This window comes from Streptomyces sp. ISL-11, from assembly GCF_018614525.1.
In the GTDB taxonomy this organism is placed as follows: Bacteria; Actinomycetota; Actinomycetes; order Streptomycetales; family Streptomycetaceae; genus Streptomyces.
In genome coordinates this window covers 42,739-53,944 of record NZ_JAGGOL010000111.1, presented here as the reverse complement: position 1 = coordinate 53,944, position 11,206 = coordinate 42,739, and the positions used below count along the sequence as shown (strand labels likewise).

The 11,206-nt window shown below is 73.3% G+C and carries 8 protein-coding genes; 3 read left to right on the top strand and 5 right to left on the bottom strand.

Features of this window, described 5'->3' with window-relative positions; genetic code table 11:
* The first annotated feature begins 288 nt into the window (after positions 1–288).
* Positions 289–1,335 carry a tetratricopeptide repeat protein gene (locus tag J7E86_RS22185; protein WP_215083493.1) on the top strand — a complete coding sequence of 349 codons (1,047 nt, stop codon included), beginning with the start codon at positions 289–291 and terminating at the stop codon, positions 1,333–1,335.
* 50 nt (positions 1,336–1,385) lie between these two features.
* Entirely contained in the window at positions 1,386–2,435 is a 1,050-nt protein-coding gene (locus tag J7E86_RS22180; protein ID WP_215083492.1) for a polyprenyl synthetase family protein, read from the top strand.
* A gap of 206 nt (positions 2,436–2,641) precedes the next feature.
* On the opposite strand, the gene J7E86_RS22175 is transcribed toward J7E86_RS22180, so the two are convergent.
* The 4 genes from J7E86_RS22175 to J7E86_RS22160 form a co-directional block, all read right to left on the bottom strand.
* Entirely contained in the window at positions 2,642–4,192 is a 1,551-nt protein-coding gene (locus tag J7E86_RS22175) for an alpha/beta hydrolase (protein ID WP_215083491.1), read from the bottom strand.
* A 124-nt stretch (positions 4,193–4,316) separates the two neighbouring features.
* Positions 4,317–5,438: an alpha/beta hydrolase gene (locus J7E86_RS22170; protein ID WP_215083490.1), complete on the bottom strand. Its 1,122-nt coding sequence runs from the start codon at positions 5,436–5,438 to the stop codon at positions 4,317–4,319.
* Positions 5,439–5,648: 210 nt separating this feature from the next.
* The gene (locus J7E86_RS22165) at positions 5,649–6,815 is read right to left on the bottom strand and encodes an alpha/beta hydrolase (RefSeq protein WP_215083489.1); all 1,167 of its coding nucleotides are present in this window, start codon (positions 6,813–6,815) and stop codon (positions 5,649–5,651) included.
* Between the two features lie 195 nt (positions 6,816–7,010).
* Entirely contained in the window at positions 7,011–7,466 is a 456-nt protein-coding gene (locus tag J7E86_RS22160; RefSeq protein WP_215083488.1) for a cupin domain-containing protein, read from the bottom strand.
* 587 nt (positions 7,467–8,053) lie between these two features.
* On the opposite strand from J7E86_RS22160, the gene J7E86_RS22155 reads away from it, so the two are divergent.
* The gene (locus J7E86_RS22155; RefSeq protein WP_308312679.1) at positions 8,054–10,237 is read left to right on the top strand and encodes a PIG-L family deacetylase; all 2,184 of its coding nucleotides are present in this window, start codon (positions 8,054–8,056) and stop codon (positions 10,235–10,237) included.
* Positions 10,238–10,390: 153 nt separating this feature from the next.
* Here J7E86_RS22155 and J7E86_RS22150 read toward each other — a convergent pair whose 3' ends face one another.
* Positions 10,391–11,191, bottom strand: a complete 801-nt coding sequence (locus J7E86_RS22150; protein WP_308312678.1) for an alpha/beta fold hydrolase — start codon at positions 11,189–11,191, stop codon at positions 10,391–10,393.
* Between the last annotated feature and the right edge of the window lie 15 nt (positions 11,192–11,206).

Genomic DNA, 11,206 nt, shown 5'->3' with positions numbered 1-11,206 from the left:
AAACGCCGGACGGGCTGGATTGGGCTGGGCTCAGCCGCCTCTCAGCCGGTCCGGCGTTTGAGGACACAGCACAGCAGCCCGTTCGCCGGGGCTGCGTCCGGCCCGCCGCCCCCTACATGAGGAGGGCGTGCCCGTACATCTCTCGGATGATCTTCGCTTCCGGCACCGGACCACAGATGTACGGCACACCGGCTCTCGGGCTGACTACTTCCACGCCGGCACGTCATAGCTTCGTGATCACCGGTGGAGCGTCATCGTTCCGCGGAGCGATCCCGAAGTGAGGCAACGATGTACGGCAAGGCATTCGCACCCGAGTACCGCGGATCCCTGGGCGACCTGTCGGTCAACGCGTCGCTGGAGGAGGTGCTGGCCAGAGCCGTCGAGCAGCGACGCGTGGCCGAAGTGAGCGGTGGCGACCTGGAGTCGGCGCACGCCTGGCTCGCCGTCGCGGAGGCGAGCCGGCGGCTGGGCCGGGTGGTGGAGGCCGAGCGGGCGTGGAAGGCCAGTTACCGGGCGGCGCGGCGCGCCGGGGACCAGGGCGCGATGGCGTGGGCGGTGTGGAGCGGTGGCACCCTGGCCCGCCAGCGGGGCGACCTCGCGCTGGCCCGGCGGTGGCTGGGCATAGCCGCCGAACTCGCCGAGCGCGGCGGCGACATCGTCGCCCGCGGCTACTCCCTCGCCGGGCTCGCCGAGACCGGCCGGATCCAGGGCGACTACCAGGCCGTCGGCGAGCTGCACGAGAAGCTGCTGGCGGAGGCCAGGCGGCGCGGCGAGGCCCGGCACACGGTGTGGGCGCTGGAGGGCATCGCGCAGATGCACCGCAACACCGGTTCGTACGACACCGCGCTCGCGATGTTCGAGGAGGCGGCGGAGATCGCGGGCGGGGCCGACGACGCCCGGGGCCGGGCGTGGGCGCTGCGGGGCATCGCCGACGTGCTGTCGCTGCGCGGAGAGGTGGAGCGGGCGCTGGAGCTGCTGTCCGGGGCGGAGTCCACGTGCCGGGAGATGCGGCTGGTCAGCGCGCTGGCCTACAACCACAAGATGCGCGGCAACGTCTTCTTCCGCGCGGGCCGTTACCCGGAGGCCGAGGAGTGCTACAGCGGCGCCCTGGAGGAGTTCCGGGCGATGGGCGAGCCGCGGGGCGAGGCGCTCGCCCGGCTCGGGCTCGTGAAGTCCCGGGCCCGGCTGGGGCGTGACCTCGCGGAGACCGCCGCCGACCTCGACGAGCTGCACCGCACGCTCAGCCGGATCGGCCTGCACCACGCCCGCGACATGGTCGACAAGGCGCGCGCGGAACTGGGCCTGGTGCCCGCCGGCGCCGGCCCGGTCCGCTGACACCGCCGTTCCCCGCTCGTACCGAGTCCCCCTGACAGGAAGAGAAGCCCATGACGTCGCAGACCGGTCTGCAGGTGTCCGCGCCCCCGGCGCTCGTCCGCTGCCGGACTCTGGTCGAACCCGCCCTGAGAGCCGCCGTGCGGGGTCTGCACCCGCTGCCGCGCCGGATGGCGTCCTTCTCCCTCGGCTGGTGCGACGCCGACGGCACTCCCAGCGCCGCCCCCGGCGGCAAGGGCGTCCGGCAGGCCCTCGCCGTCCTGGGTGCCGAGGCCGTGGGCGCGGCCGGGGACGTCGCCGTGCCCGCCGCCGTGGCCGTCGAACTGGTGCACACCTTCTCGCTGGTGCACGACGACATCATGGACGGTGACGAGCGCAGGCGGCACCGGGACACCGCCTGGAAGGCGTTCGGCACCGGACCCGCGGTGCTGACGGGCGACGCGCTGTTCGCGCTCGCCGTCCAGACCCTCGCGCGGACCGGTGGCGAGCACGGTGGCGAGGCGGTGCGCCTCCTCGCCGAGGCCCTGGGCGAACTGGTCCACGGACAGGCCGACGACCTGCTGTTCGAGGCCCGGCCCTGGGTGGGACCCGACGCCGTGGGCATATCCGAGTACCGTGCGATGGCGGGCCGCAAGACGGGTTCGCTGCTGGGCTGCGCGACGGCTCTGGGCCCCGTTCTCGCCGGTGCCCCGCCGCTGCTGGTGGGCGCGCTCGCGGAGGCGGGGCGGCAGCTGGGGCTGGCGTTCCAGGCCGTCGACGACCTGCTGGGCATCTGGGGCGACCCGCTCACCACCGGCAAGCCGGTCCACAGCGATCTGCGCCGGCGGAAGAAGACCCTGCCCGTCCTCGCCGCCATGGCCCTCGACCCCGCCGCCGGGCGCCGGCTGGCCGCCCTGCTCGGCCCGGGCGGCCCGGTGGAGGAGGCCGACGCCCGCCGCGCGGCCGACCTCGTCGAGGAGGCCGGCGGACGGGCCTTCGCCCTCGCGGAGGCCCGGCGCCACGCCGCGGCCGCTCACGCGTGCCTGCGCGGGGTGCCGCTCGCGGAGCACGCGGTCGGCGAACTCGTCGCGCTGTCCGAGTACCTGGTGGAGCGACAGCTGTGACTGGGGTGTCCGGCGGGGCTTCGGCTGCGGGCCGTCTTCGCCGCCTGGCCGCCTGCGGCGGGGCGGGTCCTCTTTGCCGCCTGCGGCGGCGGGCGCCCTGCGGGCGCGTCCTCAATCGCCGGACGGGCTTGATTGGGCTGGGCTCGGCTTCAGCCCGTCCGGCGCTTGAGGACACCGCCGCGCAGCGGTGGTGCGGATAAGACGGCCTAGCGTTCCCCGGGTACGGGCGGAGAGCCGGCCTCGCAGGTCGTGTCGCGGGCCGGCAGCGCGCCCTTGAGGAGGTAGTCGTCGACGATGCCGTCCACGCAGGCGTTGCCTCCCAGGTACTGGACGTGGTCGCCGCCGCCGGCGGTGACCAGGCGCGAGCCGCGCAGGGCCCGGTGGGCGCCCAGCGCGCCCTCGTAGTGCGTGGCGGGGTCGCGCAGGGAGTTGATCATCAGGACGGGCGGGAGGCCCTTGCCGGTGACCTTGATCCTCGGGGTCTTGCTGTCCGGCCAGTTGGCGCAGACGGCGGTGTACGAGAGCTCCCGCGCGCCGGCGAGCGGGTACTTCTCGCCGTCGGTGGCGCTCCGCTTCACCCAGTGGCCGGTGTCGCGGTTCCACGGGGTGTCGCTGCACGTCACCGAGAAGAACTGGGCGAAGAAGTCCGCGCTGGGTGACTCGCCGAAGGCGCCCTCGACGAGCTTGCGCTCCTCGGGTGTCGCGCGGTCCCAGTGGTCCAGCGCGGCGAGGGTCCTCGCCAGGTCGGGGAAGTTCCGCGCCCCGTACATCGCTCCTGTCGTGGCGGCGTCGAGCCCGTTGGGGTCGACGGTCCTCCCTCCGCCGAGGGGCAGCGGGTGGTCCGCGAGCGAGCGGCGGAGCTTCTCCCACTTCGCCCCGGCCTCGGCGGCCGTGCGCCCGAAATGATAGACGTCGTCCTTGGTGGCGAGCCAGGGCAGGAAATCCTGCTCGAACCGGCGCTGGAAGCTCAGCGGCTGGCCCAGCATGAACTTCTCCCAGGTGCCGTCGAAGCCGATGTTGCTGTCCAGGACGACCCGTTCGACGCGCTGCGGGAACTCCGTGGCGTAGTAGGCGCCGATCATCGTGGCGTAGGACGGCCCGTAGTAGGAGACCTTCCGCTCGCCGAGCAGCGAGCGGTAGAGGTCCATGTCGCGGACGGTCTGGTCGGTGGTGATGTAGTTCATCAGGTCGCCGCTGCGGTCGCGACAGCTGTCCACGAACTTCTCGGCGTTGTCCAGGGTGCGCCGGACGGCGGCCGGGGAGCGGTCCCGGGAGTCGCCCGAGAAGTAGTCCTGGAACTCCGCGTCGGTCTCGCACCGCACGCGGGTGCTGCGGCCGACGCCCCGCTGGTCGAAGCCCACGATGTCGTAGACGGCGCTCACCTTCGGCGCGTTCTCGGCCAGGGTGGCGGGCCTCAGCAGGCCCATGCCGCCGGGGCCGCCGGCCGCCATCATCAGCACCCCGCGCCGCCGTGCCGGGTCGCCGGCCCGCTGCCGCGAGACGGCGACGGTCAGGTCCTCGCCGACGCCGGGGTGGTGCCAGTCGCGCGGGACGGTCATCTCCGCGCACTCCAGCGAGGAACCGGCCTCGCAGGGCTTCCACGCGAGACTCTGCGCGGCGTAGCGCTCCGGTACGGGCGTGGGGGCGGGGATGCGGGCGACGGCGGCGGTGGCCGGCACCGCCGCGGCGGCGATCGCCGTCGTCACCGCGCCGGTCAGGGCGGAGCGGATCCACCGCGACGTCGTGAACTCGAACATCGATCCTCCTGGGGCGTTTTCCGGACGCCTTCGATGTTCCTGTCCACGACGATCACGATCGATCCCGCTGGTACCCGGATTGAAGGTGGCACCACCTATACCCCTCCCCCGCGTCCTCCCCGCGTCACTTCAGGAACGCGACCTCGGGGAAGGCCGCGGACGGCCGGTCGAGCAGCGGGCTCGGCCTGCCGCGCAACTGCCGGTCGAAGAAGGCGGCGACGTAGCCCCGTGTCAGCGCGGTCGCGCGGACGCCGCCCACGGTGCCCAGCTGGCCGGGGACCTGCTCCGGCGGGATCTGCGAGGGCCGGCCGAAGCGGTCCGCGATCCAGGGCACGTCGGTGAACGTCAAGTGACCGCCGTCGGCCACGTCGAGCCAGCGCTTCCAGCCGGTCAGGTGCTCCCAGTTCTCCTGCCAGTCGCTGCCCTTGGCGGACCTGCCGCGCTGGGCACCGAGCAGCAGGACCGGACGGTCGGTGTCGTCGGCGGGCGACTCGGTGAAGAAGTCGCCGTCGAGGTTGACCGCGGCGTCCACGCGCCGGTCGTCCCGCATCGTCCGCACCGCGCTCGCGCCGCCGATGGAGTGCCCGGCGATGCCGATGTGCCGGGCGTCCACGCGCAGTTCGCTGCCGGGGGCGGTCAGCCGGTCGAGGACGAACCGGAGGTCCTTGGACCGGTTGCGCGCGACGCCCGCGAGGTCCCTGGTCTCGCAGATCTCGCACTTCTCGATGCGGCCGCCGGGGAACTCCACCGGTGCCTCGTAGGTGTGGTCGACCGCGGCGACCGCGTAGCCGCGGGACGCCAGGTCCTCGCCCAGGGCGGTCAGCGTGATGCGGCTCATCCCGAAGCCCGGTGACAGGACGACCAGCGGCCGGGGCCGGGGGGCGGGGCGCGCGTCGGTGACGGAGTGGGTCCGTACACCGGCGAGCGCGTCGCTGCCGAGGAACGCCTTCGACAGCGACTTCGAGACGTACGGTGCCGGGCTGTTCCGCGAGGGGAGCGCCGGATACCAGAGGGTGACCATCAGTTCGCGGTTGCCGGCGGCGGGCTTCCACGGGTCGCGGCGCGAGGTGTCGACCAGGTGCAGGGTCTTGGTGCCGAGAGGCGTCTTGGTGGCGGGCGCGGGGACCTCGGCGACGGGTGGCGCGGGCGCGGCGACGGCCGCCGGGGCCTGGGACAGGGCGAGGCCGGTCAGCAGGGCGGCTGCCACGAACGACCGTCGCGATGTTTTCCGTGTCTTTCCGATCATGATCATTAAGCTAGTCAAGGCGGCACGGGGGCGGCATCCGCCTCAGGTCTGAGAAGTGGCGCCGCTGTCATCCGGCGGGTCTTCGGCTGCGGGTCGTCCTTGCCGCCTGCGGCGGCGGGTGCCCTGCGGGCGCGTCCTCAAGCGCCGGACGGGCTGATTGTGGGTGGGCTCAGCCGCCTTCAGCCCGTTGGGGGCACCCCCAGCTACCGCTCACACGGATCCGCCGGACACGGCGTACGCGGTACCCACTGGCCGGCCGAGGGCGATCCTCGCGAAGTTGCGCAGCGAGTCCGTCCCCGGAGCGAAGTAGCCGGAGTGGCCGTGGGCACCGGTGGAGGGGACGGGGCGGGCGCCGAACGCCGCCGACGTGGGGTCGGCGCCGTGACCGAGGCCGAGGAAGCGGACGTTGGGGACGTCGGATATCCAGTCCGCGTCGTTGCGGCGGGTCGCCCACACCCGCGCGCCGGTGTGGAGCGCGGCGGCGGAGTCGGCCCGTACGCCGGGGCTGGCGAGCATCACGAGGTCGGCGGCCCGGTTGCCGTCGAGGGCGTGGGCGGCCAGGCCGCAGACGACCGAGCCGTAGCTGTGGCAGAAGACCGCCGGTGCGTGGGGGGCGCCGAGCCCGGCGAGGAAGCGCTCCAGCCGCGGGGCTCCGGCCTGCGCGAGCCGCCCCGTGGCGGAGTCCAGCCCGACGCCGACGGGCGTGGTGTAACCGGCCCAGGCCATCACGGCGTTGGGGACGGCGGGTGCCTGGCGGGTCATCTCGGCGCGCAGGGCCCGGGCCATGCCCGCCGGGGCGCCGTAGGGGTCGTTCGTACGGTCGAAGGAGGTGAGGTCGATGTCCGAGCCGGGGACGACGACGGCGGTGCGGCGCGCCGCGGACCAGTCGCCGTAGACCTCCGCGAGCTGGCCGCGGCCGCGCGGGTCGAAGGCGAGGATCTGCCGGCCGGGCGCGAGGAGCCGGGTGCAGCGGTCGGCCCGCTCGCGGGCGGCCTCCCGTTCGGCGCGTGGCAGTCGCGTGTCGGCGACGCGGGACCGCTCGGCGGCGCGCTCGGCGGTGAGGGCCCGTGCGTTGGCCTCGTACCGCAGGGTGACGGGAGCGCCGTCGAGGTTGCCGACGACCAGGGGGTGGCGGGCGGCGAGCTCGTGTCGCGCGGATGCGGGCAGGCCGGCGAAGAAGGCGGCGATGTCGCTCGGGGCGGCGGTCGCCGGGTCGGGCAGGTTCCGGTGGAGGAAGTGGTCCGCGCGCCAGGCGGCGGTGCCGGCGGGCGGACTGGTGACCGCGGTCTGCTCGTTGCCGGTGGCCCAGCCCGCCGTACCCGCGATGACGGTCGTCGCGAGCGCGGCGGCGACCAGCGTGCGCTTGAAGCGGCGCATGGATGTCTCTCCCTCGTCCTGTGGTGTGACGGAGGGAAAGGTAGGGAGGGATGGGGTGACCTGGCGTCACACCACGGGCTCGAACCGGGGTGATACCGGGGTAGGGGGTCGGCGGGCCCGTGGGGGGGGAGGCGGGCGGCCGCGCCGCGTCCGGTCGTGGCCGCACTTCGGTCCGAGGGTGCTCCCCCGGGCCGTTCACGCCATTTCGAAGTCCGCGAAGTCGAAGCCCGGGGCGACCACGCACGTCACCAGGACCGGTGCGTCGCCCGCGGGCTCGGCGGACTGCCAGGTGCCGGCGGGGACGAGGAACTGAGGGTGTTCGCCGCGCTCGACTCCGTCGCCCAGCACCACCTCGGCCGCCTCCGCCTCGTCCGGCGCGTGGCCGCTGCCGCCGAGCCGCATACGGAGCGGGCCGCCCCGGTGCCAGAGCCAGAGTTCGTCCGAGCGGACGCGGTGCCAGCGGGACACCTCGCCGGGGTGGAGCAGGAAGTAGATCCCGGTCGCGAAGGCCCGCGGGCCGTCGTATCCGTCGGGGAGCGCCCCGCCGGAGGTCTTCCACGTCTCCCGGTACCAGCCACCCTCCACGTGGGGCAGCAGGCCGAGGAGGGCGACCAGCTCGGAGGGGTTCGCGGTGTTCGCGTCGTCTGCCATGGGCACACATCCTCGCGCACGGCCGCGTGGCCGACCCTGCTCCTTCCAAAGTATGCGCCGGTACGACTTTGGCAGCGGGTCGCCCTCCGGTCCCGGCGTGCGGGGGCGCGCGTCAGCCTCGACCGGCGGATCGCCGATCCGGGGCCGGTGTGCTGCGCACCCTGCGGGCGGGAGCGGCCGGGTTCGTCCCGTACCGACCGTGAGTCCCGTCCGTAGGTCCCGGACCGGACCTTGGTCCCGGACCTAGGTCCTTTTTCGGGTCTTTCACCCCGGTCCCGGACCTCCGTCCCCGAGGCGTGTCCGGCGCCCGTTCGCATCGGCTCCGCGACCGGCGCGCAACCCTCGGTAACCGGTATGACGAACAGCGGGTCATGTTGCCGAATCGCCTTGGAACCTACATCCGGCCGACGTACGGCTGTTACAAAACAGCAGGGAAACAGCAGATCACGAATCGTAGGATCGAACTCATGATCCATGGGTGATGAGTTCTCATCACCCCTTTCGCTTTGCTCGTATGACTCCGCGCTCGCTCGGCGCAGGAAAGTAGTGGGGGGACACCTGTGCCAGGGCACATACCTCGTCGACGCGTGCTTCAGGTCGCCGGCGGCGGGATCGTCGTCGGAACGGGCGCCGTGGGAGCCTGGCAGTGGCTGGCTCCCGACGCGAAGAAGAACGGCTCCAAGGGTGCCCCGGCGCGCAACGCCAAGGTGGTGACGTCCGAGTCCTTCGTCCACGTCATCGCGCACCCCGACGACTCGCTGTACTTCATGAACCCGGAGCTGGAGCAGTCGGTCCGCAGCGGTGCCCCGTCCGTGACGGTCTGCCTCACCGGTGGCGAGTCCGACGGCCGCAATGAGCTCTCCGGCGCCCGCGACTACCACAAGCTTCCCGAGAAGCGTCCCGAGTTCGTACGCGCCAGAGTCAACGGCTTCCGCGAGGCGACGGCCGTGATGGCGACCGGCAACGCGCTGAGCCCGTGGGACGTGGAGACGCTCACGCTGCTGCCCGGCTTCGAGGTCGAGGTCCAGACGCTGCGCGCCGCCCCCCAGGTCCAGTTGATCTTCCTGGAGCTGATCGAGGCGCGGACCATGCGGAACCCGCGCAAGGAGAGCCTGCGCGGTCTGTGGCTCGGCGCGGTCCCCCGGCTGACGACGCTGCGGCCGACGGGCACGCCGGTCGGGCGCACCTTCCAGTACGGGCGTCAGCACCTGATCGACACGCTCGTCGCGGTGTTCGAGCGCTATCAGCCGACCGTGGTCCGCACCCTCGACCCGAACCCGACGCACCTGCCGAAGCAGCCGCACTTCCCCGATACGCCGCTGATACCCGAGGGCATATCCCACTACGACCACCAGGACCACACGACCTCCGCGTTCTTCGCCCAGGCGGCGCTCGCCGAGTACTGGGGCCGCAAGCACTCCCGGCCCACCGCCGTGGAGAGCTACATCGGCTACGAGGTCTCCCAGCTGCCCAGCAACCTCGACAAGGCCACCACCAACCGCAAGGTCAAGCTCCTCGACCTCTACGGCTGGGCCGACGGCAAGGACTGCGGTGATCCCGCGGGCTGCGGCGACCGCAAGGTCGGCGCCCGCTCCAAGAAGGTCCGCTGGTCGAACAACTGCCGCCACCGCGCCCCGGGCACCACGCGCTGGGTGCAGCCGCTGCCCGACGGGCGCCTCGCGGCGTTCGCGCTCCTCGACGGTGCCGCGCAGTGCTGGACCGAGACCCGGGCCGGCACCGGCGTCTGGTCCTCGCCCACCGCGGTCGGTGGTTCGATGCTGGAGGGCCAGGTGCAGGCGGTGCGCCACACCGACGGCAAGCTCCAGCTGTTCTCCATACGCACGGTGCTGCCGGCCGTCCCCAAGGGCGACCGGCGGGACGCGGCGGGCAAGCCGGGCGCCGAGGGCACGGAGGACCGGACCCACCGGCGCGAGATCGTCACCGCCCTGCAGACCGGGAAGGCGACCGGCGGTGCCCCCGCCTTCGGGCCCTGGGAAAGCCTCGGTTCGCCCGAGTCGGAACCCAAGCGCTCGATGGAGGTCGGCTACCCCGTCGCCGTCGCCGACCAGGACGGCACGGTCCACGTCTTCGTCCGCACCTTCGACGGCGGGGTCGCCTTCCGCAGCGGCCCCGGCGGCAAGGGCTGGACGGATTGGGACGCGCTGCCCACGACGGGCGCGAGCGTCAACGTGCACGACGGTCTCGACGCGGCCCTCGACGGCCAGGGCCGGATCCACGTCGTTGCCGCCGACACCAAGACCGTGCACCACTGGATGTCGCAGGGACCGGGTGGTGCCCCGCAGATGGCGGAGCCGACGCGGCTGCCCGCCGTCACCGGCCCGCTGACCCTGGTTCCGCTCCAGGGCGGCGGCATGCGCGTCGCCATGCGCCAGCCCGACACCTCCCGCGTGGTCGTCGCCGACCGGCCGGCGGACGACGGCTGGCGGGTGTCGGCCCAGTGCGAGCCGCTCGGCGGCTACGGCCGTGTCGCCATCGCCCAGTCGGGGACCACCACCGTGCTCGCCGACCGCGACGGCAAGGGCGGCATCCGGCTGTCCGCCGGCTCGGGGCGTCCGGGCCCGTGGCAGGGTCCGGGCATCACCCACCGCGGCACGCCCGGCATGGCCCAGGACGCGCAGGGCCGCACGGTCGCGGTCGTCCTCGGCATGGACGGGAAGCTGAGCACCGCCCGCCAGCAGGGTGCGGGCAAGCAGACGTTCACGGGCTGGACCTCCCACGACGGCAAGCCGCAGACCGACGTCGCCTCGTAGCGGCTCGGCGACTGCGCCCGGCACCGCCGCGGTCCCGGCAACGGAAACGGCCCTTCGACCGGCACATACCGGACGAAGGGCCGTCGGCGCGCTCGGGCGGGAAACCGCGCCGGTTCCGGGCCGCGGTCACAGGTCCGCGGCCCGAGGGCGTCCTCAGCCCGCCACGGGCGCGTTCCCGGCCCGCGTCGTGAGCCGGTCCACTATCAGCCGGTTGATCTCCCTCTGATGGTTGGCCAGGAAGAAGTGGCCGCCGGGGAACACGTGGAAGTCGAAGGCGCCGTCGGTGTGATCGCCCCACGCCCTGGCCTCCGCCACCGTGACCTTCGGGTCGTCGTCACCGGTCAGGCCGACGACCGGGCAGCGCAGCGGCTCCCCCGGCTCGTAGGTGTACGTCTCGGCGGCACGGTAGTCGGCGCGGATGGCCGGCAGGACCATGCGCAGGACTTCCTCGTCGCCGAGGATCTGCGTATTGGTGCCGCTCAGGCTCCTCAGCTCGCGCAGGATGCCCTCGTCGTCGCGCTCGTGCACCGTCTCGTGCCGTGGGGCCGAGGGCGCACGGCGGCCGGAGGCGAAGACACCGGCGAGGACGGTGCCACGCTCGCGCTCGAAGCGCCGGGCGATCTCGAACGCGAGCGTGGCGCCCATGCTGTGCCCGAAGAGCGCCAACGGCTTCTCCGCCCAGGGCAGCAGGGCGGCGAAGACCCGGTCGGCGAGGTCGGGGATGTTGTCGATCAGCGGTTCCTTGCGGCGGTCCTGGCGCCCGGGGTACTGCACGCACAGCACCTCGACGGACTCCGGCATGGCCTGGGACACCGGGAAGAAGAAGCTCGCGGAGCCGCCGGCGTGCGGCAGGCAGACCAGCCGGACGTCACTGTCGGGGCGCGGGTGGAACCTGCGGATCCACAGGCCGTTGTCCTCGGTGTCCCGGCCGGCCGGGTCGGTGTTGTCGATCACGAACGGTGTTTCCTT